The 25,162-nt window shown below is 46.8% G+C and carries 20 protein-coding genes, 1 pseudogene and 1 CRISPR repeat array (1 of these 22 cut by a window edge); of the genes and pseudogenes, 3 read left to right on the top strand and 18 right to left on the bottom strand.

The features are described from left to right. Position 1 precedes the first annotated feature (1 nt). From csrA to K8S19_07130, 13 genes are all read right to left on the bottom strand, one after another. Positions 2-229, bottom strand: coding sequence for a carbon storage regulator CsrA (gene csrA, locus K8S19_07190; GenBank protein MCD4813458.1), 228 nt, complete (start codon positions 227-229; stop codon positions 2-4). Continuing rightward, positions 183-683 (bottom strand): flagellar assembly protein FliW, encoded by a 501-nt coding sequence (locus K8S19_07185; GenBank protein MCD4813457.1) that lies wholly within the window; start codon positions 681-683, stop codon positions 183-185. The genes csrA and K8S19_07185 overlap by 47 nt, the downstream gene beginning before the upstream one ends. Positions 684-833: 150 nt before the next feature. After that, positions 834-1,745 (bottom strand): flagellar hook-associated protein FlgL, encoded by a 912-nt coding sequence (gene flgL / locus K8S19_07180; protein MCD4813456.1) that lies wholly within the window; start codon positions 1,743-1,745, stop codon positions 834-836. A 232-nt stretch (positions 1,746-1,977) separates the two neighbouring features. Continuing rightward, positions 1,978-3,393, bottom strand: a complete 1,416-nt coding sequence (gene flgK, locus K8S19_07175; GenBank protein MCD4813455.1) for a flagellar hook-associated protein FlgK — start codon at positions 3,391-3,393, stop codon at positions 1,978-1,980. A gap of 12 nt (positions 3,394-3,405) precedes the next feature. Then, on the bottom strand, positions 3,406-3,903 hold the full coding sequence (locus tag K8S19_07170) for a flagellar protein FlgN (GenBank protein ID MCD4813454.1): 498 nt from the start codon (positions 3,901-3,903) through the stop codon (positions 3,406-3,408). Positions 3,904-3,991: 88 nt separating this feature from the next. Then, positions 3,992-4,573 (bottom strand): hypothetical protein, encoded by a 582-nt coding sequence (locus K8S19_07165; protein MCD4813453.1) that lies wholly within the window; start codon positions 4,571-4,573, stop codon positions 3,992-3,994. Between the two features lie 107 nt (positions 4,574-4,680). Continuing rightward, entirely contained in the window at positions 4,681-4,998 is a 318-nt protein-coding gene (locus K8S19_07160) for a hypothetical protein (protein MCD4813452.1), read from the bottom strand. A gap of 109 nt (positions 4,999-5,107) precedes the next feature. After that, a complete protein-coding gene (locus K8S19_07155) occupies positions 5,108-6,247 on the bottom strand; it encodes a flagellar basal body P-ring protein FlgI (GenBank protein MCD4813451.1) in 1,140 nt (379 codons plus the stop codon). A gap of 9 nt (positions 6,248-6,256) precedes the next feature. After that, positions 6,257-6,850 (bottom strand): flagellar basal body L-ring protein FlgH, encoded by a 594-nt coding sequence (locus K8S19_07150; protein MCD4813450.1) that lies wholly within the window; start codon positions 6,848-6,850, stop codon positions 6,257-6,259. Between the two features lie 6 nt (positions 6,851-6,856). Beyond that, positions 6,857-7,558: a flagellar basal body P-ring formation chaperone FlgA gene (flgA, locus tag K8S19_07145; GenBank protein ID MCD4813449.1), complete on the bottom strand. Its 702-nt coding sequence runs from the start codon at positions 7,556-7,558 to the stop codon at positions 6,857-6,859. A 5-nt stretch (positions 7,559-7,563) separates the two neighbouring features. Then, entirely contained in the window at positions 7,564-8,346 is a 783-nt protein-coding gene (gene flgG, locus K8S19_07140) for a flagellar basal-body rod protein FlgG (GenBank protein MCD4813448.1), read from the bottom strand. Between the two features lie 22 nt (positions 8,347-8,368). After that, positions 8,369-9,058, bottom strand: a complete 690-nt coding sequence (locus K8S19_07135; protein MCD4813447.1) for a flagellar hook-basal body protein — start codon at positions 9,056-9,058, stop codon at positions 8,369-8,371. 30 nt (positions 9,059-9,088) lie between these two features. Beyond that, entirely contained in the window at positions 9,089-9,292 is a 204-nt protein-coding gene (locus K8S19_07130; protein ID MCD4813446.1) for a hypothetical protein, read from the bottom strand. Positions 9,293-10,201: 909 nt separating this feature from the next. On the opposite strand from K8S19_07130, the gene K8S19_07125 reads away from it, so the two are divergent. The 3 genes from K8S19_07125 to K8S19_07115 are packed head-to-tail and all read left to right on the top strand — an operon-like array spanning position 10,202 to position 16,535. After that, positions 10,202-10,978, top strand: coding sequence for a methyltransferase domain-containing protein (locus K8S19_07125; GenBank protein ID MCD4813445.1), 777 nt, complete (start codon positions 10,202-10,204; stop codon positions 10,976-10,978). Beyond that, complete coding sequence (locus tag K8S19_07120; protein MCD4813444.1) at positions 10,971-14,696, top strand: glycosyltransferase; 3,726 nt, start codon at positions 10,971-10,973, stop codon at positions 14,694-14,696. The genes K8S19_07125 and K8S19_07120 overlap by 8 nt, the downstream gene beginning before the upstream one ends. A 12-nt stretch (positions 14,697-14,708) precedes the next feature. Then, on the top strand, positions 14,709-16,535 hold the full coding sequence (locus K8S19_07115) for a tetratricopeptide repeat protein (protein MCD4813443.1): 1,827 nt from the start codon (positions 14,709-14,711) through the stop codon (positions 16,533-16,535). Between the two features lie 336 nt (positions 16,536-16,871). Here the strand turns inward: K8S19_07115 and K8S19_07110 are convergent. The 5 genes and pseudogenes from K8S19_07110 to K8S19_07090 form a co-directional block, all read right to left on the bottom strand. After that, positions 16,872-17,246: pseudogene (locus tag K8S19_07110) on the bottom strand (DUF1016 N-terminal domain-containing protein). Continuing rightward, a complete protein-coding gene (locus tag K8S19_07105) occupies positions 17,230-17,703 on the bottom strand; it encodes a DUF1016 N-terminal domain-containing protein (GenBank protein ID MCD4813442.1) in 474 nt (157 codons plus the stop codon). Before K8S19_07105 ends, K8S19_07110 begins: the two are co-directional and overlap by 17 nt. A gap of 261 nt (positions 17,704-17,964) precedes the next feature. Further along, the gene (locus tag K8S19_07100) at positions 17,965-19,047 is read right to left on the bottom strand and encodes a PDDEXK nuclease domain-containing protein (protein ID MCD4813441.1); all 1,083 of its coding nucleotides are present in this window, start codon (positions 19,045-19,047) and stop codon (positions 17,965-17,967) included. 363 nt (positions 19,048-19,410) lie between these two features. After that, positions 19,411-19,647: a hypothetical protein gene (locus tag K8S19_07095; GenBank protein ID MCD4813440.1), complete on the bottom strand. Its 237-nt coding sequence runs from the start codon at positions 19,645-19,647 to the stop codon at positions 19,411-19,413. 264 nt (positions 19,648-19,911) lie between these two features. Beyond that, positions 19,912-20,781: a Bro-N domain-containing protein gene (locus tag K8S19_07090; protein ID MCD4813439.1), complete on the bottom strand. Its 870-nt coding sequence runs from the start codon at positions 20,779-20,781 to the stop codon at positions 19,912-19,914. Between the two features lie 178 nt (positions 20,782-20,959). Continuing rightward, a CRISPR array of direct repeats spans positions 20,960-25,162; the repeat unit is 29 nt; unit sequence AGAAACACCCCCACTCGCGTGGGGAAAAT; it runs 588 nt beyond the window's last position.

The following is a 25,162-nucleotide window of genomic DNA, read 5'->3' as shown; positions in this document are numbered from 1 at the left end:
TTTAATCCGTTTTTTTAATTTTTTTCAAATTGTCAAGCATCGCCGGATTTACCGCTGCCGCAAGGTTCTGATGATGAATCTCATCAAACAATTCCTTGCGCAAAATGCGTACGGACGGCGGCGCTTTAATACCGATGCGCACCTGCTCGCCGCTTACTTCCAGGATCTGGATCTCGATATCATTACCGATGACCAGCGACTGGTTCCTCTTTCTTGTCAGCACCAACATGATTTTCGCCCTCCCTGGCTTTGTCTTGATTTTCTTCCTTGATACTCTGGCGCGTTTTATATCCATTGCGATCATTGACCACTTGGTTCCCCAACCGGACCTTTTCATTGATCACAATGGGTGCGAGCAAATTGACTGTGGCCGCTTGGGGATCATTGGGGATCACCACGATTCCCAAAACAACCTCAGCGTTTTCCGTTTCAAGTTTGAGCTCCCGGGATTCTTCCCGGGAAAGCTTAAGTTCATAGTCGGCCCGGATCATCCGGATCGGGACCACCAAAAAAGCCAGCTCCGGTTTATCAATACACTGCAGCCATTCATACGGCCGGACTTTTTCCAAGGCCAGCAAACAAAACTTCCTGGTATCTTCAAACCCAATAATTCCCTTGGGAAACTCCAGGAGCTTTTCATCCGCCACTTCAACTTCACCGAAAAAACGTGTTGTAACAATCACGTGTCCCTCCTTGAATATCCTGCCGATATCATCATGCGAACACAAGCCCCGGCAGGTAATGCTTTCATTGCAAGGGTGCTGTCACAGTGCAATGACAAAAATCACAATTCTTGTCCCCAGCCTATCGGCAGGGAGCAACACGAAGCGCCTTTAACCGAGAAAATCCATCAAGCTGCGCTGTTGCAACATGCGCGAACTGCTTTGCAGTGCCGCGTCATAAACATTCTGAGCAGTCTGTAACTGAACAATTGCCTCAGGCATATCCACATATTCCAACTTGGAATTCAGCGCTTCCAATCCCATTTTTTTCTCACTGATATTGGAATCCGCCATTTCCAATTGATTGGTTTTATTTCCCAAAAAGGAGATCTGATTCAATACCTGCTCCTGGGCCTGGTCCGTCATAGCGATTGCATTTTCCACACCGGCAGTATTTCCGGCCCGCAGATCATTTCGCAGGGCGATCAATATATCAAACACATCCACCCCGGCAGCCGGCTGTAAAATCTGGTCACCCGGCACATTTTTATTCACAATCAATCCGGTATCAATTTCCACCTGATCGACTCCTATATCCCCGCTATAGGCGACGGAAACAACCTCTGTCCCGACCCGGGTGGCGGTAAAGGCATCCGTGTCTATTTGATAGCCGCTAAAAATACTTTTGCCCTCCAGGCGTGTATTGGCGGCATTGAGCACCTGATCAATCAACCCGTCAATTTCATCGGCAATCGCATCAAGCTCGCTCTGATTAAGCGTGATATCCTGAGCCCCCCGCACGGCCAGGGAATTGGCCCGCATAATGGAATCATTGACCGCACCGAGTGCCGATTCAGACGCTGTGACCCAATTAGTCACATAATCGGCATTGCGCTGATACTGATTAATACCGTCAATTGCTTCTTTAATACTGATGACCCGTTGCGTTCCCAGCGGATCATCCGAAGGATTAAGAATTCTTTTTCCGGTTGCCGTTTGTTCCTGTATCTTGGCGAGGTTGGCCAGATTAATATTAAGATTTTCAATAATCTGATTCGATACCATATTTGTTGTAATCCGCATGTCCCCACCTCTTACGCATAAAATAGTACTACCATCTAACTTACTGAGATGCCCTGTCGGCCAGGGCGTCCGAAATAGCTGTTTGTAAAGGAAAACCGGCACTGTCAACGCACTACCAAGCAAGCTATGACGATAGTGTTCACCAATGTCCCAGCTATCGTGATGCTGCGTTTTTTCCTTTACAAACAGCTACTCCGGATGCCTTACTCAACAAACAAATTAATCTATTTATTTACCTTCCCACCAGACCCATCCGGTTGATTAGCACATCCAGCATTTCATCCATGGCGGTGATCACCCGGGTTGCCGCCTGATAGGCATCTTGATATCGAATCATATTGGTCATTTCTTCATCCAAGTTCACCCCGGCATTTGATTCCTGCTGATTAATCAGGCTGCCGACCAGGCTTGCCTGGGTGAGTTGCCGCATTTGAGTATCCTGACTGTCCAATCCCACTTGCGCGACAAACTGCTGATAAAATTCACCCAAACTCTGGGTCCCGCCGGCCATGGTCAGGGAATACTGGGCTTGGGCAATGAGCAGGGCGTTCGATCCATCCCCCGGCGCACTCGGATTGGTTGCTGCCGCAATCTGGGTTGGATCTGCGGTTAGTATCGGGTTGACTGCAATATCCTGAATAGTTGTCCCGGTAAAAAAATCCTGGCCGGACGGCGCGGCTGCATTGAGCGCAAATCCGGCTACGTGTATCGGATTGACGGTATTAATAAAACCCTGGGCAATATCATCCAGCGCGGTCCGGTAGACCGGCAGATAAACATCGCGCATATCCATCAGACCTTGTAATTTCCCATCATCAATCGCAACCGCGGTCCCGTCATCCGACCAAATGGCCTGGGCATAATTATTATTTAAAGGATCGTTCACCACCTGGATGGGATTGAATGTATTATCCTGGACCAGCATATGGCCGTTGATACTGATGGCATAAAGACCATTGCTCATCTCATGCCCCTCAAAATTAACCAGTTCCGACAATTCCCGCAAAAGTACATCCCGTTGATCTTTGAGATCATTCGGCTGACTTTCCACACCCACTGTTTGGTTGATCTGGACATTGAGGTCGCGTATCCGCCCTGCCAGGGTATTGATATTTTGAACGGCGGTACGGTACTCATTGTCCGCCTGATTCTGAAGTTGGGCCAAATCATTGTCATTGGACTGAAGTGTATACAGCATCTGCTCAGCCTTGGCCAACAATGTATTTCTGACCGCAACATCCTCCGGATACACCGAGAGCTCCTGCCAGGCTGCCCAAAAGGCATCCATGGATGTGCTTAGCGCATTGTCTGACGGCTCTTGTAAAACCGTCTCCACCATGGCCATATAATCAATCTTGGTGTCATAACTGCTGCCATCGGATTTTTCTTCTAATATTTGTCTCTCCAACAGCATGTCCCGGACCCGGGTAATGGTGCTGATGTCCACACCGGTTCCCAGCTGGCTGGGAATCAGGGTTCGGTTTGAGGCCGAAAGATTGAGCGGCATCGACGCAGTGAGGCTGCTCAATTGGCGCGAGTATCCCGGGGTGGCTGCATTGGCAATATTGTGCGAGACCGTGCTGAGCGCCATCTGCTGCACCAGGAGTGCCCGCTTACCCAATTCAATTCCAAAAAAAGTTGATATCATCGCATACTCCCGTTACATGTTCTGGTTAATAATATGATAATAGCTTTTCTGATCTTGTTCCCCGCCGGCATCATAGATCGGCGCCGACCCTTCCGGAGTCACCAAATATTTCACCAGCCAATCCATAAAATGCTGCGACCGCTGTAAAAGCTTGCGGTTGCCATTTTGTTCTTGCTTCACAGTCTCCATTTTAATGCGCAGGGTATTAATTTTTTCACGATAATCATTGCTCCATTGCGGCGGCACAAACGCCAACAAACGCTCAGAAGATATTTCTTTTTCATCCAGATTAAACTCGATTTGCAAACTTTGCAAAAGCGCTTCCCGCTCCTTTTCCAAATCCTGAAAGGCCTGCATCTCTTGTTCCTGTTCAATCACGATTTCACCCACCTCGGTCACACGATTGGCAATAATCGCTTCCCGCATGCGCAGCGATACCTGGGTGACTCTATCGCATTGCTGCGAGAGACGGTCAATGATATTCAAAAGTTGTCTCCATACCAGTTCCATGGCCTTCTCCTGTTCAAACCATCGTGGTTCCCGGATTTTTTATTTCCAACCCCGGGCGGGCAACTGTTTCACACTGCCCTGCAAGCCTCTACAAATATTCTTCCAGCATCCCCTGCAAAATATCCATACCGCCGGGATCATACTGATTGGACATCACCTTCTCGCGTAAATCGCCAACCAATGCGCCGCGTTCAATCTCCATATTCTTGATATCATCTTTCAACCGGTTGATATGCTGTGCTTTTTCCATAATACCCATGCTGTTGAAAAATGAGCTCTCACCGCTCGCTTGAACAATCGCTTCCATGCGCTCCTGCGCTGCTTGATGGAGCGAATCCTTGGTTTCAACAATCGAACGCCCCAATTCCGAAATTTGACTACGGGTATGAAAGGCATGGTTTGATTGGCGCAGCTTGTCCGTCGCTGTCTGGAGCTCTACCAGCGATTGGGCTGCTGCTTGGGATGCTGCTTCCGTATTGACAATCGGCTGCGCCGACTTTGCACCTGTTGACCCGGTATGCGGTAGGGCGGGCGGCCTGGCGTGAATTGGCCCTGACTTACCGCTTGTGTGTGGCGTTACTTTCACTTTTTTTGGCGGTGCCGCCTGAATGTCCATCTTTTCCATTTTTGGAATCGGATTGTTTCCTTGAGGGATACCGTCAATACTCATGTTGGTCCGCCTCCTTTCGCGCTGCTTCAGTCTCATAATTACATTCGTGCCATCTAAGAGGAAACTTAAATTTCGAAATCATACAGCACTTGATTTTATCTTTCCTATCACCGAACCGGCTTGACCTGGCTCTCATTCTCCAAGAGTAATTTTCCCAATCCCAGTCCTTCGCCTGCCGCCATTTCCTGAGAAATTGTCTGAATCATCATCGTCCAGGCCCACTCCTCTTCCATACTCTTCTTTTTACCGGATAATCCTGTTTTGGTTGCACTGGACATTTCAGATAATATGGTGGAAATGAAAAGTGCTTCAAAGCTCTGAAATGCTTCCTTCGCGCTTTGTGTTTTATCGACATTCCTATTGGCATAACTATCTAAATGATCCATTTTTAAAGGAATATTATGAACTTGCATTGAAAAATCCATATCCCTGTCTCCTTTTGCTTTGGCAGGGGCAGAAACTACCTGCCCCTGCACAAGTCCCCCCCCGGGGACTGGAACCACTAAGCGTATGAATATTTAGTCACTCATACGCCTAACGTGCGATCACTTGTGCATGCAATGCACCAATTGCCTTTAAATTTTCAACGATCACAATAATATCCCGGGGTAATGTTCCCAGGGCATTTAGCGCTCTGACCAACTCTTCAATCGTTGTGCCTTCCGGCATAATGACCATTTCTCCCTCAGCCTCATCAACACGTATTGACAAATCCTCCGCCACAACCGTCTGCCCAAGCGAGAAGGGTGCCGGCTGGGAAATTTTAGTATCCCCGGCAATGGCAATATGCAGCCCGCCATGCGAGACCGCCACCTTGGCAATCCGGATCTCGCCACCCACAACAATTGTTCCGGTCCGCTCATCAATCACAATCCTGGCTTGCTCGGTATGTTCGAGGGGTATGGCCAGTGCCTCAGCAATAAAAGCAACCGGATTGGGTTGATGACTTTGCGGAATAACAATCTCGATATCCGTCCCATTACGGGTGCGGGCAACCCCGAGTCCAAATTTCCCGACCAATTTTCTGACAATTTGATCTGCTAAAATAAAATCCGTTCTTTCTAAAACAAAATCAAGCCGGTTTTCTTTCAAAAATTCAGCATTAACTTTTTTCTCAATAATCGCCCCATTGGGAACCACCCCGGCTGTTGTGATATTTTTCCGAATGGATTGTTTGCGTGATGCCACATAATAACCGCCCACGGAAATAGGTCCTTGGGCCTGGGCATAGATTTTCTGATTTCCAGCCGATAGCGGTGTTAGTAAAAGTGTTCCGCCTTGTAGACTTTTGGCATCTCCTATCGAGGCAACATTAATATCCATCTTGTCGCCTTCGCGGGCAAACGGCTGCATACTGGCAGTCACCATCACGGCGGCACAATTGCGTACATGAAAATCGCGGCTGGATAAATTGAGCCCAAATTTTTCCAGCATATTGGCCATGGATTTCGCGGTCAACAGCGATTGACGACTGTCGCCCGTCCCTTGCAAACCCACCACCAATCCATACCCAATAATATGATTCTCGCGCAACCCTTGTATATGTGCGATATCGCCCAAAGTTACCGGCACGGCCTGCGCCGGCAGTACGCCTGATTTGAATACCAACCAGAGCAACAACGGCAACTGTAAGAACCATAAACGTCTGAGCCATTCATCTTGCGGGTGCTGCATACCTGCCTCCTAAAAAATCCAAAGTAGATCCAATAATCGGCTTAAGTAACCGGTGCGTGCCTTTTCGTGCAAGGCACCCTTGCCGCTATAAAGTATCTGTGCATTTGCCATTTTAAATGAGTAGACCTCATTGGTTGCCGAGACATCCCGCGGCCGGATAATCCCGGCCACCTGAATCACCTGAGTTCCGCTGTCAAACTTGATTTCCTGCTTACCCTGGATACGAAGATTCCCGCTGGTCAATACCTCTTCCACCACCGCACCCACCTTGGCTTCCATTTTTCCTTTGCGTGCGAGGTCTCCTCGCCCATCCTGGTCCGAGGTCACACCCAGAGCAGCTGAGGGAATAAGTGTGCCTAACAAGCCTCCGGCAGAATAACCCATGCCGGTTTCCTTGCTCAGCTTGGTGGAGGCACTTTGCTCCGCCTTGGCATTCTCGGAAACAATGACCGTGACAATGTCACCCGGTTGAAAGCTCTTCTCACTGGAAAAAATACCGGCGCCGGTCCCGCTAAGCGATTCCGCATGCCCCACTGTGGTGACAAACAATCCGGTAAAAAGACCGGCGATCAGAACCATCCATAGCTTATTTCCAACTGACATTGATTACTACCTCCTTGCCAAATGGATTTGAGCCTCACTTGGCCCGATAATCCTGGCTTTGACAACTTGACCGTTATACTGTTGTTTGAGCTTAATCCACTCCGAAATATTACCCTCCTCCATACTGACCGCATCAGTGCTCAAAATAATGCCATACCCAACCACTCGCAACGTGATCTCTTTGCCCTGAGTAATATCAGGAATTTTCTCAATCGCATGCCTGGTTAAAACTTCATTAATACTCAATATTTTTTTGCTCCGCTTATTACGCAATTCCTCTGAATTCTTTATTACATCCTTGCTCAGAAGATCTGCATCCCTTTCTTCAAATCTCCAGTCTTTTCCGTCTATAGTTACTCTATTTCGGATAACTTTGTTTGTAATCGGGACTTTTACATACTTAAATACACGAACCGTTATTTTCCGGTATACCAAGGTGTTTCCCATCTTTGGAACGACCTTGAATACCATTATTTTCTTAGGCTTTTTCAGTCCCACCAATGCGACAACTTTGCAGAACGTCACTTTTGACATCTTGAGCGGTTTATTGGAACTAAGCAGAGTGACAGACCAGCGACCATTTTGAACTGAAAAATTTTCAGATAACCATGCTTCAACGCATTGCTCGACGAGCCTGCTTTCTGAAAAAACAGTGCTGGATATACTACTAAGAATAATTAAAATTAATAGTATTTTGATCCCTCTCATCTTATTTATCCTCGTTTAATATTATTTGCCATCTTCAGCATTTCGTCTGCTGCCTGGATTGATTTGGTATTCACTTCATAGGCCCTCTGGGTAATAATCATATTAACCATTTCCTGGACCAGGTTGACATTTGAGCGCTCAAGATTCCCCTGCGCAATACTTCCCAAACCATCATCTCCCGGCGTCCCGGCCATGGCGTCTCCCGAAGCCGATGTCATGGCGTAGACATTATTTCCCAAACTCTCAAGCCCTCCGGGGTTGATAAACTGGGCCAACTCAAGCTGAGCAATTTCTCTGGGCATCATATCACCCACACGCTTGATGGCGACCGTCCCATCAGCACCAATCTGTACTTCTGTGGTATCACTGGGAATCTCGATCTGCGGACTCAGGGGATATCCCTGCGCAGTACAAAGGATTCCCTGGGAATTCACGGAAAAGGATCCATCCCGGGTATATCCAATGGAATTATCCGGACGGATAACCTGAAAAAACCCCTCACCCTGAACAGCAAGATCCAGAGGATTGCCGGTGGCCTCAACCGTCCCCTGTGTAAAAACCCTCTGGATTTGAGAATGTTTAACACCCAATCCCTGAGAAGGTCCGGCTGATTCACTCCCTTGTGCCCCGTCAATCCGGTGAACCTGCTGGTAAAATACATCGGCAAACTTTGCCTGCGAAGCTTTAAATCCGGTTGTATTAACATTGGCCAAATTATTGGAAATGGTATCCATAGCCAACTGCTGGGCAGACATACCACTTGCAGAAATCATCAATGCTCCTAACATTCGCGTGTCCCCTTTCCCTGATTTACTTCGCTCTTCCGACCTGTGAAATCAACTGCTGAAGCGCGCCATCCTGGCTCTCTAAAGCCTTTTGATTCGCCTCAAATAACCGTGTCACCAATATGAGATCTGTCATACACTCCACCACATTGACGTTGGAGCCCTCAAGCACACCTTGCATAACCTGAACATTTTCCGCCTCCATGGCAACCACTGAGGTCGTATCGTGATAAACCATCAGGCTATTCCCCAAACGCTGCATCGGCCCGGTGCCGCAGCTAATCAAAAGCGCATCAATTATTTGACCTTTGCTGACAACATCACCTGTCTCCGTTACTGTAAAATCCGCACTTTCAATAATGATGGGACCGTTTTTACCTTGCACCAAATGACCCTCGGCCGTAACCAGTTGGCCCTCCCGGTTAATACTAAAATCGCCGTTGCGGGTATAGGCAATTCCTGCGCCGGTATCCACTGTGAAATAACCCTCACTCCCCAATGTCATGTGATACGGGCTGTCGGTTATTTTGGGCGCACCGGGACTTGTATTGAGTGTTCCCTGGACCTGAAGCTGGGTGCCGTTTACCTGCAAAACTTCCAGCATTTCTTTTTTAAATCCATTGGTATTGATATTCGCCAAATTATTGGCAATCACTTCCTGTATGTGTATCAATGAGTCCATTCCAGCTGCTGACTGATAAATACCTGATATCATGCCCTTGGCTCCTTTACCATATACCCTAATTCATCTGATTTCTTTTACCAACCACCAGGGAAAAACAGATCCCCAACGTGCCTCGCGCTTCCTTTTGCCGGTTTTCAATATTTTTCTGGGATCACTGCCGGCTGTGAAAGATGTCTCTTTTTTCCAGACATCCTGAGGTGTGTAGGAATACTTCTGATACCAGCTGGGATTCCAAGACAATGTTTTCAATTTCAGAAACTGCATTTTCCACACCTCCAGCCATAACAATCAAGCTGTCCCCACTAATTGCAAATAGCAGGCCAACTTTCCCTTTGGTAAGGGATATTTTTTTTTGCTTTATTTTCCCACCTATTCCTGTTTTCAACACGCTCGGCCGGTGTCACGAAAATTCCATAGTGGGGTACCGACTCCATAGGAAGCACCGCAAAAGTATGGAATTGTTTCCATGGGTGAGTTTTTCAGTATTTATTTCGTTCATGCAAAAACATACATTTCCAAATTGAGTGATACAATACGTGATAAAGCCGGTTAGAATGCTTATTTTTAAAGAAAAAAAACGCATCAATACGAAGGGGCATCGTCATAGTAGGCCATATCGTCGAAGCTTGCTTGGTTGTGCGTTGACAGTGCCGATTTTCTTTAAAAACAAGCATTCTAACCGGCTTGGCAACAGACTACTTTGTGAACTAATACAGTATTGATGTAAAAAAAATTCCCGGACCATACTGTTTTCCGGTTAAGCGTTATTTTGTTCCTGCAAGACACGCTATAAAAATCCACAGGCTTACACCTGTGGTATTTTTGTCCTGAGATGTTCGCCTTCGGCGGTATTAACTCGCTTCATCAATGGGCTTACGCCCATTGTGTTCGCGCTGGCACGATAAAAGATTAAGCAAAAATATTTGCCAAGCAGCATTTAGGGGGATTATGCGTGTTTTCGTTTTTGCAGGAACAAAACAACGCTTAACCGGAAATACTTATACGATTAGACTCCCTTATACACCGTCCCTACGCGCCCCTATCCGATAAAAATTCACACGTCTCTCCTCCGTGCCAAAATATGAAAAACATTTCATTACAGTTTTTCCGGCATAGTCACGATACTCTACGAAAGCCACTAAATGATCTTCGGCTTATTGCCAGGGGGGGATTGTGCTTGTGCCGTCAGTATGCAATGCAGCGACATTGACACCATCGCTTTATCATTATAGTGATCCGCCACAGTGTCCGGTCTGCGGTCACCGGGATTTTTCCGAAACCAAAATCCTCTGGCCGGAACTGGTATCCACATGGGAATTGAATCCTGACGAGGAAACTTTTATCAACCGCCAACAGGGGTTTCACTGCACTCGTTGTCATACCAATCTTCGTTCCATGACCTTGGCCGCAGTGATTAATGAATATTTTGATTGGCACGGTACGCTGGAAGCACTCCCCACGCATCCTGCGGCAGCTGCAATTCAACTGCTGGAAATCAATGAAGCCGGCAGTCTGCATCCTTTTCTCAGCCGCTTTCCCCATGCTGTTTTTGCCGCTTATCCGGAAACGGATATGCAGCAGATGCCCTATCCGGATAATTCCTTTGATCTGGTGATTCACTCCGATACCTTAGAGCACCTTATGGACCCGGTGCAGGGATTACGCGAGTGCCGGCGCATTGTCAAACCGGGCGGGTGCATGGTGATGACTGTTCCGGTCCTGCCCTCGCGGTTGACCCGGCGGCGTTTTGATATGCCTGCCAGTTACCATGGCAACTGTTCGGATGATACCAATGATTTAATTGTTTGGAGTGAATATGGCGCAGATTTTTTTCTCGACATGCTCGCCGCCGGCTGGCACCAGACAACCCTCTTCACCCTGACCGGACCTGAATCCATCGCAATTGTCGGCACCAAACCCCAACGCGCCCCGGAGGCCAAAAATGCCTGATCTTGATTTCACCGGCGAACGTTTTGTGACTTCCCATACCTCGCCGCAAATATGCTATGAACACTGGCACCGGTATTTATTTTCCACCCAATTTATTGCGGGAAAAAAAGTACTCGATTGTGCCTGCGGTGAAGGGTACGGAAGTTTCCTGCTGTCCCAGTACGCCCACTCGGTTATTGGCATTGATATCAGTCATGAGGCGATTGCCTATGCACAGGAAAAGTATCCCCAAAAAAATCTGGAATTTAAAACCGGAAGTGTTGCGGCAATTCCACTGAAAACCGACCATACCTTTGATGTCGTGATTTCTTTTGAAACCATTGAGCATGTTTCCGGGGAAGTACAACACGCATTTTTGAAAGAAGTAAAACGCCTGCTCAAACCCGGGGGGCTTTTCCTCGTTTCAACACCCAATAAAAAAGTCTACAGCGATGATCCTCTTTACAAAAACGAATACCATCTTCGCGAATTTTATCCGGATGAGTTTAAAACATTTTTGCATACCGGTTTTTCACATATCCGCCTTTTGGGACAGCGCGTCGCGCCGGTTTCCTATCTATGGGACCTTGAACACCCGGTAGCAGCCTATCAGGAATTCCGCCTCGATTTCACGCAAGCGGCCTTTGTGCCGACCCAAGCGCCGCTGCATGAGGTCTACGATATCGCGTTGTGTTCCGATCAGGAGATCAACTTGCCAACCAACACCTCCGCGCTGCTTGACATCTCAGACCAGTGGTCTGCCAGCCACCAACAGCAGCTCAACCAACTTGGACAATCGGTCTATGAAAAAGAACAGACCATCAAACAACTGGCTGCGCACCTAAGGACCCGCGATGCGGTGATCTACCGCTTAGAAAACCAAACACGGTTGCAAGCCCTGCCGCAAAATGCAGTGAGCATTGTAATTCCGGTCTTTAACCAGGTTGACTATACCCGGCAGTGTATTGAATGCCTCAGCCAAACCACACCGCCGGAATTGTACAACGGTATCATCGTGGACAATGCTTCTACAGATCGTACACCTGAATTGCTCAAACAATTGGCAGGTGATGTCACCCTTGTCACCAACCGGGAGAACCTGGGCTTTGTGATTGCCTGCAATCAAGGCGCTGAAAAATCACAAAGCAAGTACCTGCTCTTCCTCAACAATGACACTGAGCCCCAAGCCGGATGGTTGGAAGAGATGCTGCTGCTGATGGAAGGCGATGCCACTATCGGCGCGGCGGGCGGCAAACTGGTTTATCCCAATGGACGGCTCCAGGAGGCCGGCGGAATTATTTTCTCAGATGGACACGGCTGGAATTTCGGGCGCCATGACGATCCTCAAAAAGAAATTTACAATCAGACCATTGAGGTGGATTACTGCAGCGGAGCTTGTCTGCTGGTGCGGCAAGACCTTTTTACCCAACTCAATGGTTTTGATACACGCTACGTACCTGCTTATTACGAAGACGTGGACCTGTGTTTCGGCATCCGTGCGCTCGGTTATAAGGTGGTTTATTGTCCCCAGGCCGTCGTACTCCACTATGAAGGGATTACCGCCGGCACAGATCTTAAAAGCGGACTTAAATCTTATCAGGTAAAAAACCGCGATGCTTTTTTAGAAAAATGGCAATCCGTGCTAAGCCGGCATGAAACCAATCCCAATCTTTCCGGAAAAATCCCTGCCTCCGCTGACCGCCAAAAAAGAGGTCTTAAGACAATAAACAGTCCCGCGAAGACTGCCAACACCACGGATCACCCGCATATTCTCGTCATTGATCCGCTGCTGCCGGCGTATGACCGCTCCGCCGGGGCCATGCGCTTGTTTAATATTCTCAAAATCATGCGGGAACAGCATTACCCAATCACCTATATTGCACGCAATGGTATCCGCCAGGAGAGCTATAAGCGCGAATTGGAAGCAATGGGCATTACTGTTTTTGCAACTGATCCTGACAAAATGGCATCCCTGGGGCACCCGGTGACAGCCGCGCGTATTTCCCTGGAAACGATTTTACGCGAAACATTTTTTGCGATTGCCTGGCTCTCTTTTTATGAGATTGCCGAACAATACCTGCCGGAAATCCGCCAATATTCACCAAATACCCAAATACTAATCGATACGGTGGATGTCCATTTTCTCCGTGAAACCCGTCAGGCGGAAATACTTCAAGATACTGCATTGCGTAAAAAAGCCAAGGAAACCCAAAATCGCGAACTTGCCATTTATGCAAAAGCGGATACTTTGATCATGGTCACTCCGGCAGATGCCACGATTGTTCATAACCATTTACCCGGCAAAGAGACCCTCATCATTCCGTTGATTCATGAGACCCTGCCTGATTTTCCGGAATTCATGCAGCGTCAGGGACTTGTGTTTGTGGCCAACTTCAATCATCCGCCCAATGCTGATGCCATGCATTTTTTCTGCCGCGATGTACTGCCTAAAATAAAAAAAACCATTCCCGATATTTCGATGACAATTGTAGGTGCCAACCCGCCCGAAAACATCCGGCAACTTGCCGGACCGGGTATCAAAGTCACCGGGTACGTCCTGGAAACCGCGCCTTATCTGGATGCAGCCCGGGTCTCGGTGGCGCCGCTGCGCTTCGGTGCCGGTATGAAAGGTAAAGTGTGTGAAGCCTTGAGCCGCGGTCTGCCGGTGGTAACGACCGCCATTGGTTGTGAAGGCATCGGCCTGACGCATGAACAAAACGTTATGCAGGCTGATACCGCCCAAACATTTGCCGATGCTGTGGTCCGGCTGTACACCGATGAAACCCTCTGGACCAAACTCGCTCACCAGGGGCGGGATTTTTTAGAGACCCATTACAGCTATCGCACGATTGCAGCACAGATGGCATCTCAACTCCCGGATATGTCGGCACACAATAACGTGCATGCCGAACTGGTGAGTATCATCATCCTGACCCACAACCAATTAACCTATACACAAAAATGTATTGAGAGTATCTTTCGCCATACCAGATCACCTTATGAATTACTTTTCGTAGATAATTGCTCAACAGATAAGACTTTGGACTATCTTGGTAAACTCCAGGCACCGGACACTTGTCAACGTATTCATATTATTAAAAATACGGAAAATGCCGGTTTCGCCAAAGGCAACAACCAGGGTATTTCCCAGGCCAAAGGACCGCTGCTCTTGCTGATGAATAATGACATTGTGGTGACGCCGGATTGGCTGGAAAAACTTCGGCGTACCCTCAAACATGATCCCAACATCGGGATCGTCGGCCCCATGACCAATTATGCTTCCGCCCCGCAGCATGTCCCAAAGCCGGAGTATCATCTTGATTCACTGGAAGGATTGGATGCTTTTTCTACCTCCTATGGTGCAGAGCATACCGGTCAAGCGCATCCCTATTGGCGTTTGGTGGGATTTTGCATGCTCATGAAGCGTGATGTCATTGACACCATTGGTGGATTGGATCACCGTTTTGGATTGGGTAATTTTGAGGATGATGACTTTACGCTTCGTGCCGCCATTGCGGGTTTCTCATCCTGGATTGCTGAAGATTGTTATGTTCATCATTTTGGAAGCCGGACTTTTGTTGATACCAAAATTGATTACCAAGCCAGTTTGCGTCAAAACTGGGAAATTTTCAAACGGAAGTGGCGGATACCGTCCGATCTGCCTTACGGCTATACTTACAGTATGAAAAAAACCATCAAAAACGGATTAAAGCAGGAACATTTTTGTCCCTTGGTCTAAGGAGGATTCATCATGAAAAGCAGAAGTAAGCAGCGCACAAAAAAACAGCACCGCCGCCTGGCCGCCACAAATGGTGACGCAACACCATTGCTCTCCTTATGTATGATTGTAAAAAACGAATCCCAAAATCTTGCCGGCTGTCTGCAATCTGTGCAGGATGCTGTGGATGAAATCATTGTGGTTGATACCGGGTCCACAGATGATACCCGTACTATCGCAAAAAACGCGGGTGCCAGGGTTTTCGATTTTACCTGGTGCGATGACTTTAGTGCCGCACGCAATGAATCTATCCGGCATGCGCGCGGCAGATATATTCTCTGGTTGGATGCGGATGACCGCGTCAATCCGGCTGAGATACAAAAACTCAAACAGCTCAAAACCTCACTTCCGCAACGACAGGACCATGCCTACTATCTGGTTGTCCATAGTGAGGCTGCCCGGATGAGCGGTGATCTTACTTTTTATCAGCTCCGGCTTTTCCCCAATATTCCCACGGCACGATTTGAGTGGCAGATCCACGAACAAATATCCAACAATCTAAAAAAATCCGGCATCATCTGCGAGCAGCGTCCCATCACCATCCGGCATATCGGCAATGAACAGCAAACAGACCTGATCCGAAAATCCAAACGCAATCTGGCAATCATTGAGCGCGTTTTGGAAAAAAAACCTGAAGATTTTGTTATGCGCTTCCAGTTGGGCCGCACATTGGCAAACCTGGAGCGGTACGAAGAGGCGATCACCGCCATGCAGCAAGTGGTGGATAACCCGGTGGTCAAGCAGCAGCACCCACAATTTTTCCTGGAAACCTCCCTGCTGATGGGACGCTATTGCTCGGATATTGGATTGGATGATTCCGCCCAGCAGGTCTATCAGTCACTTTTACCGGATTATCCGGACAATGGACTCATTCACTATTACCTCGGCACTGCCTATTTTGAGGCAGAAAAATATGCAGCTGCGATCACCGAACTCAAGCAATGTCAGGACACAACCTTTTCCGCAGGCTTCATGCCGCTTAACTTAGATGTCATCAACTTTCAGCGTGGCTTCCTGCTGGGACAGGCTTATCAAAAAACCGGTAAAATTGAACAGGCACGCTTATCGTTTGAAGCGGCATTGGCATCTCCAACCTACCGCTACCGTATTTTACAGGAGCTGGGCCTGCTCCAGCTCAATCAAAACGCGTATCCCCTGGCTGCGGATTATTTCCAGCAAGCCATCGATGAAAAAGACGGCCGGACCGATGCCAACTATTCCAACCTGGGATTGGCACTGCGCAAAGCCAACCGCTTTGAAGATGCGGAACAGGCATTCAGGACTGCCTTGGATATCAACCCTGACCGGGTCGAAGCGCTCACCAATCTGGGTCATCTCTCGCTTTTGAAAAAAGACTATTTACAAGCCATCAGTTGTTTTAACCGGGCCAAACTCATGGACCCGGACATGCTGGATACCAAACTGGGGCTGTGTGAAATTTACTTTCAACAAAATAATTTGGACAAGCTGGTCAAAGAATGCGAGACCTTATTGCGTGAACTCGGCTTAGAGAGCGATCTGGTGCTGCAAGGACTGGAAGACCTGGCCGCCCTGTTTTTGAACATCGGCAATGCCTTGCACCAGACCCAGCGGCAATCCCTGGCCATGATGGCGTACCAGCTGGCATTTATGATTTTCCCCAGCACCCAGGCCCTAAAAAAGATGCTTCCCCTGGCCACAGGCAGCCAGTCGCTGGATGCCTGTAAAACGGTTATTCAGGAAAGTCTGGCTCAACACAATCCCGATCCGGCTTTCCTGACAGCAGTCAAAGACCAGTTAGCAACCTTGGCTGTGGGATGATTAGATATTGTAGGGAACAGGCATGCCTGTTCCCTACGCTGGTACAGCTTTGTTAAAACATATATTTGATCACCCAATAGCACCTCTCAACCTATTTTCATGCATTTCTGGAGGCACACTCTACGCATGGCACATAACTCTTTTAATTTCAATTAAATTTTTGTATGAATTTAGTGTGGGACACTTTGTGAATTTCTACCAATTTTCCAATATCATGACCAGTAAGAAGGTTTGTCTACACAGCTTAGTTATCCTCTACGGGATAACTATTATTAGCTAAATTATAGATTAAATTCTACAATTTCAATTTTCCCTACTCTCTTTGGGGTAGCAATATCACAGGATCATGCACATCATGCTCCATGATTTATAGTCCTCGAGCTGCCGGGTACTCCAGTTGCATTCCGTTGCTTCCCGGATATAATAGTCCCTTGCTCTGGAATTTCCCACCCGCATAATCATTCGATAGTGGGTCCAGGTCAATTCTCTACGCAGTGCGTAGAATTTTTTCTCATTAGGAAACAAATTCTTTAGACAATCTGCTAATCACTTTCTTCCCATATGCTGCCCGGGTACTACCCTTTTGTTCTTCTTTGACTATACGTCGGCCTATTTGCCAGTACGCTTCTACCATGGAAAATTCACTGCTGTATAAACTTTTCGGCGGGCGTTTTCAACAATACTTCTGATTTCTTTAAAAAACACGCTCATTAATTTCCCTCCAACCCCACACAATACTTTGCTGTATGTACCAAAATCTATTTTCAATATCTTTCACTTTTTCCATAAGCAGGACGTTATGCCCCCAGGGTATTTGTGCCACAAGCTGTGGCACTTTTATCGTATCCATAATTTTCCCCAACCGTAATTTTGCAACAGGTTGTTGCAAAATTGGCGCCGATCCATACTCCCGGGCAAATCTAATCATATATCCGATATTCCTCTCAGAAAACCCTTTGATTTCCGGCAATTCATTCCGAATATCTCGTGCCAGGCGGGGAATAACGCCTGCTCCCCAGCCCTTAATTTTCTGGCGTTCATTCAGCATATGACCAATATCCCAATACATGGTGATCATTTCTGCATTTGCAGAAAATACAGCACGCGTCTGTCCTTGTTTAATTCGCTGTTTGATCTGTCCAAGTAGTTCACTATATCGCGCTGTCATTTATTCTAATTCCTCCTTGCGCTATTGTAGGGAATGGTCAGCTTGCCTGGCGAATGCCGGGCCGGGTGATCGTTCCCTACTGCACAGTGAGACCGAAACACAGCTGTTTTCTTGCAGAATATTTTAGATACAAATCGTTCCTCTCTTGATGAATATACATCACAATAAAAGGATGGTGACAATTTGTCCCCACCCTCTGGTTATCGCCCACCGATTAAAACCGTACACTTTGTAACGGCTTCATCTACCCCTCATCATCTGCTAATGCATTTGTCCTTGATTTGGCCTTGATTTGGCCTGTTCAATAGCACTATGTAATTTTTGTTCAAGAAGTTTCCGAGGTGGCAATTCGGTTAGGTACTCCGCAACATGAATACCGGACTTGCCCAATTCCAGGAGTTCGATAGATTCCTGTTTTCCTTCGGCACAAAGAATGATACCAAGTGGCGGTTTTTCATCTTTCGTGGTTTCATGTCTAGCTAACCAACGCAGATACAGTTCCATCTGACCTTTATAAGCCGCCTTAAATTTACCAAGCTTAAGTTCAATCGCAATCAACCGTTTCAACCGCCGATGATAAAATAATAAATCCAGATAATGATCTTCCTTATCAATAATCATTCGTTTTTGTCGTTCTACAAATGCAAAACCTGAACCAAGTTCAAGAATAAACTGCTTTAATTCGTTTAGAATAATCTGCTCCAGATCTTTTTCACTAAATGTTTCCTTCAAATCGAGAAAATCCAGCAGATAAGGATCTTTCATTACCAATGCCGGAGTAACTTTATTTTCTTTCGCCAATGAGGAGAGTTCCTGCCTAATAAGCTTATCCGATTTTTTGGAAATAACAGTCCGCTCAAACAACATAGAATCAACCTTTTGGCGTAAGACGCGTATGGTCCAGCCTTCAACTCTGCACATCTGGGTATAAAAGTTCCTTTGAAGCTCATTTTTTATTGGAATAAGCAAGGTGAAATGAGTCCAGCTCAATTGTCGCAGCAGTGATGCGACAATCTGCTTTTTGGGGAAAGCCTCTGAAAATTGAAGCATTCTTCTCAGACTTTTTTCAGAAAAACCTTTGCCAAACTCAACACTCAATTTTGAGGACAATGAGTTCAAAATTTGTTTACCGTATTCCGCGCGTTTACCCTTTAACACTTCACGGTTGATACGTTTACCAATATGCCAATAAAGCATTGTTTGAGCAGCATTAACAGTAACTACAACCGACTGTTTGGCTTCCGTAATCAAGTTGCGAATCTCATTGAATAAATCCGTCTGATTCTTCTTGGCAACAGGCTGTTGCCCAAATTTGTTAATACGAATTATTTTTCTACTCCCCATAGACCAAACTCCCTGCAACATCCATCACCGAAAACCACCGCTCGTTCTTATAGAGCGTCTTCCTAATTTCCTTCCCTCTAACCGCAATACCTGTTGACATCTTTTTTATCCCTCCTTGCGCTATTGTAGGGAACGGTCAGCTTGCCTGGCGAATACCGGATGATCGTTCCCTACTGCACAGTTAGACAGAATTTTTCATATTTCCTTGCAAATTATTTCAGTTATTTTCTTTTGGACAACTCATTGCCAACCGGAGATACACATCTGCTACAGATACAAATAAAAAAAGGACATGCCTTTTTTAAAAACCAGACATGTCCTCTGAAAAATTTTTATTACCGTATTACCGAACTACGTCCCGTACTAGGAGCCAAGCCCGACCATTTTTCCCACTTGGGAAAAATGGTCATTACTTAGCTGTCCTGCTGTTTCGCAAACAACTATAGCTTTTTGAATAACACGCTTAAATTTATCCCAACTACTATATTCAAGAATTATTTGCAAATCGCGCGCATACCAAAATCCAATATTTTCTTGACTATATTGCTTGAATTTCTCAAATGTATCATGATATTTTTTCTCAATATTTTTTTCTTTCACCTTTTTCCTCCTTTGTGCAATTGTAAGGATCAGGCATGCCTGTTCCCTACCCCTATAGACAGGATTTCTCACATTTCCTTGCAAACTATTTCATTTATTTTTCAGTTGTTTTCTTTCGGACAACTCATCGTCAACTGGGGATGCACCGCTGCTACAGATATAAATAAAAAAAGGACATGCCTTTTTAAAAACCAGACATGTCCTCAGGAGAATTTTTATTACCGTATCACCGAACTACGTCCCGTAAAATGCACGGACTATTTTTCATGATCCGCGAACCTTCCTGGACTTTTTTGATTGCTTGGGGTTCGCGCCAATTTTTTTAGCACTCTGTGGAGCGGATAAATAATTTTCACTGGAAACAATAGGACGTTTTAATTTTTTTTCTAAAGCTTTGCGTGCATTGCCGGCTATTTTACCCCCAGCACGAGAATCTACTTTAAGTTTCTTCGTCCCTTGAGAATTTTCATTGCGATGAATCTCTGTGGTTGAACGCTCTCCCAGCATGGTAAAAATCAACTCGAAATCATCCATATGATCACGCAGGTTCTGACGCTTGAGACCTTTAATCTTCTTATACTCAGCTGGTATAATACCAAATGTTGCTTTTGATATCTCTGCAGTCAATATCTCATAATCCGTTTCTTCTCTGGCACCTCGATTTTTCCATTCATCTGTTAGTTCTTCGCGAATAGCGATTCCCCTCATTCGCTTTTCAATCCAGGTATCCGAGTACCCTTTGGCTTTGTACAGCTCTCGTGTTCTCTTTGTGCTTAGTTCAGGATCTTCAATCTCCTGCACCCGTTCATAACCTACTTTTGCCAGCCATCGTTTGAATGGTTCGGCTTTTGGCGATGGAATGGATTGGATAATGCGAAAAATTCCCTCGGTGTTGGCGCAGTCGGTTTCACGTAATTTGCCATCAGGAGCTTCTAATTTCAACTGTCCGATTTTTTCGGACAGTTCAGAATAACCTTCATCTATCACCTTTTTCTTGAGATCATTCCAGTATTTTCTTGGGCGATCATTTCCTGTTAATGCTTCAATTATATCCACCACCGAAAACCACCACTCATTCTTGTAAATCGTCTTCCTAATCTTTTCCCCCTTAAAAATCGCAATACTGTTTGCCATCTTTTCTCAGTCCTCCTCTGTACAGGATATTCCCCCTATACAGTTTGACCAACATTTCTCTATTTTCTTGCACAATATTTAAAATATTTTTCACATCAGCATTGTCCCTGTAGGATTATAGGGTATTTTTCATAGTATCTCAAAACATAATTCCAGTCTCGCTATAATTCGAAAAAATCGGTTCACCCCCACTCGCGTGGGGAAAATTTTTTCTTCTCCCCGCATAACGCCAAAAGTACAGAAACACCCCCACTCGCGTGGGGAAAATCATTGCCGACTGAATATGTGTAGCAATATGCAAGAAACACCCCCACTCGCGTGGGGAAAATTGATTCCCCCTTATGGCGTAAGCGACGTTATTAGAAACACCCCCACTCGCGTGGGGAAAATGCACATCTACGCGGCATTTATGTCTGTCTGTGGGAAACACCCCCACTCGCGTGGGGAAAATCCGCACTTATACGACACCGAACGCGACGCAAGAGAAACACCCCCACTCGCGTGGGGAAAATCGATTTCGGCACGGACTTTTTCATGATGCGATTGAAACACCCCCACTCGCGTGGGGAAAATGTAATCATTTTTATCTTCACCTGCCTCTTCTAAGAAACACCCCCACTCGCGTGGGGAAAATCTATCGAAAATAACAGGAGGGGAACGATGAAAAGAAACACCCCCACTCGCGTGGGGAAAATATTGCTTCTTTTACGGCCATTTTTACAATAGCAGAAACACCCCCACTCGCGTGGGGAAAATTTAGTTATCACAACAGAAATAAGCGGTTGTTTAGAAACACCCCCACTCGCGTGGGGAAAATTCAGCAAGGACTTAATGCCGATGATTTGAAATAGAAACACCCCCACTCGCGTGGGGAAAATTAACTTACCCAACAGTTAAGTTCCCTATCGGGTAGAAACACCCCCACTCGCGTGGGGAAAATCTAATGGATCATTTCCTATACGCATATTATAGAGAAACACCCCCACTCGCGTGGGGAAAATCTTTTCCATTGGCAAACGTGTTGCTTTAACTGAGAAACACCCCCACTCGCGTGGGGAAAATCCCCTGATTAATGGTTGGATACCATATTTTAAAGAAACACCCCCACTCGCGTGGGGAAAATTATTACCAGTTGTAATTTCTAGAGTTAGATCAGAAACACCCCCACTCGCGTGGGGAAAATTGAGACTTGTAAAGGCCCGCCTTTTTGTTATCAAGAAACACCCCCACTCGCGTGGGGAAAATTAATGCGGCATATTTCGGATCAATTTTTATAAAGAAACACCCCCACTCGCGTGGGGAAAATCCCACCGCTAGCGCATCGGGTAGCACAAATTATAGAAACACCCCCACTCGCGTGGGGAAAATAGCTCTACTGCGGTTGGCGGGTTTTTTTATAAAGAAACACCCCCACTCGCGTGGGGAAAATCCGTTTCGTGTCCTCCTCATCCCGTTTAATTGAGAAACACCCCCACTCGCGTGGGGAAAATAAAAATCAGCTAAAGGAAGGTTAATAATGCAAAGAAACACCCCCACTCGCGTGGGGAAAATCGCCACCATGAGGTTATGGTAGCGCTAGGGAGAGAAACACCCCCACTCGCGTGGGGAAAATTTCCCCGAGTTGCGCAATAAATTTTTAGTTTAAGAAACACCCCCACTCGCGTGGGGAAAATCCCGCTGTTGCAGCCAGAGTATCGAGCTCGGAAGAAACACCCCCACTCGCGTGGGGAAAATCAATTCACCCTTTTCGGGGGTAGATAGTATTAAGAAACACCCCCACTCGCGTGGGGAAAATTGATGTATGCAACGCTTTATATTTATGCTCTAGAGAAACACCCCCACTCGCGTGGGGAAAATGAGACTTGTAAAGGCCCACCTTTTAGCTATCAAGAAACACCCCCACTCGCGTGGGGAAAATTAAATAGTAAATTTTATGCTCATCTCTATATCGGAAACACCCCCACTCGCGTGGGGAAAATTTTATATGTATACCATAACACCCCTACAATATAAGAAACACCCCCACTCGCGTGGGGAAAATTCTTTTACAAAGTCCGTTATAATACTAGAAATAGAAACACCCCCACTCGCGTGGGGAAAATTTTTGCCACTTCTTTAGGGGATATCAAAAGTGAGAAACACCCCCACTCGCGTGGGGAAAATAACTTCCAGCACTCTGCAACCGAATTCCTATCAGAAACACCCCCACTCGCGTGGGGAAAATTGTAATGTATGCACAGGACGACCAGGATCTTGAGAAACACCCCCACTCGCGTGGGGAAAATTCCATATAAAGCAACAACAGCGGATATAAGAGAGAAACACCCCCACTCGCGTGGGGAAAATCTTTTCCATAGGCAAACGTGTTGCCTTAACTGAGAAACACCCCCACTCGCGTGGGGAAAATCTTTACAAGACGCGATTAACTTACCTGGCTCTAGAAACACCCCCACTCGCGTGGGGAAAATCCGCACACCTGGGGTGAATATAATTTTTTTAGAGAAACACCCCCACTCGCGTGGGGAAAATTGGGTATAAAATAGTCATACCCACCCTATTTTAGAAACACCCCCACTCGCGTGGGGAAAATTTGGTTGACCGCTTCACCACCACGCTTAAACGAGAAACACCCCCACTCGCGTGGGGAAAATAATCCCATCCGTTGATGTATGTAACGCTTTATAGAAACACCCCCACTCGCGTGGGGAAAATTACAATCAGACATACCGCAATAATGACGCTCAAGAAACACCCCCACTCGCGTGGGGAAAATAAAACCTGGGAGAGATGACGACGCAAGAATATAGAAACACCCCCACTCGCGTGGGGAAAATCGCACATAATAAAAGTGTTGGTGGTGTTTGGAAGAAACACCCCCACTCGCGTGGGGAAAATTTCGCGCTACCTGATGCACTTGCTGTAGGGGTAGAAACACCCCCACTCGCGTGGGGAAAATCACCTACATCTACTGTTCCTCCTGCTCCAATAAGAAACACCCCCACTCGCGTGGGGAAAATTCATTAAGCCGGGATACTTTTCGCGCGTCTTAAGAAACACCCCCACTCGCGTGGGGAAAATGACATCACTAATGGCGTAGTCGGATACGCGGAAGAAACACCCCCACTCGCGTGGGGAAAATTGCTATACATCAAGATTTGTGTAGTCAAAACGAGAAACACCCCCACTCGCGTGGGGAAAATCTGGAACCAACCAAGACCGTTCACAGTTTATTAGAAACACCCCCACTCGCGTGGGGAAAATTCGATCCCCGTAAAGCTGGACCCGTCGCCGGTGGAAACACCCCCACTCGCGTGGGGAAAATTTGATCGTTGCGTTGATTAGCTGCGCCGGTGAAGAAACACCCCCACTCGCGTGGGGAAAATTGACCATGACCTTCTTTGATTCGCATGGCATCAGAAACACCCCCACTCGCGTGGGGAAAATCATCCCGCAGACATCAATAGCAATGACATCATAGAAACACCCCCACTCGCGTGGGGAAAATAATAAATTTGTTATCGACACAGTAGAAAAACAAGAAACACCCCCACTCGCGTGGGGAAAATAGATCAATCAGGCTAGGATTGCCACGTTTAGCAGAAACACCCCCACTCGCGTGGGGAAAATGACCGTAATTATGTGTGTTTGATCTTTTATCCAGAAACACCCCCACTCGCGTGGGGAAAATTCATTCATGCATACGACCAGGGATACGGTAGCAGAAACACCCCCACTCGCGTGGGGAAAATCGCGATATGTCCACCAGATGCGGACGCCATCAAGAAACACCCCCACTCGCGTGGGGAAAATCTTGAGGCTAGTAGTACATCACAGGTCTCTCTAGAAACACCCCCACTCGCGTGGGGAAAATGCCACCGCGAGCATCCGCGCCGACGGTGAGTCAGAAACACCCCCACTCGCGTGGGGAAAATTATCTAGAGAAAAGTGAAACGGTACAGATTCATGAAACACCCCCACTCGCGTGGGGAAAATCGATGATGTTCTTGTTCCGCAGCGTGTCATAGAGAAACACCCCCACTCGCGTGGGGAAAATCCATACTTACAAGTGCTGCAAAAACCTATTCGAGAAACACCCCCACTCGCGTGGGGAAAATTGTTTTTTGTGTTCAAGTCCTAAAAACCGCTTAGAAACACCCCCACTCGCGTGGGGAAAATAAAAAATACTTGTACTTGAAAATGCATCTTGGAGAAACACCCCCACTCGCGTGGGGAAAATTTTGATGACTTGGCTTGACAAGTCGGCAAGATAGAAACACCCCCACTCGCGTGGGGAAAATGAAATTCACACCACGTGATTTATTTGCCTGTGGGAAACACCCCCACTCGCGTGGGGAAAATCGTATTATACCCAGTCCAAACC

The organism is bacterium, assembly GCA_021108215.1.
Lineage (GTDB): Bacteria > Oederibacteriota > JAAXVQ01 > JAAXVQ01 > JAUVAV01 > JAIORK01.
This window is presented reverse-complemented; position numbering and strand designations above follow the sequence as displayed.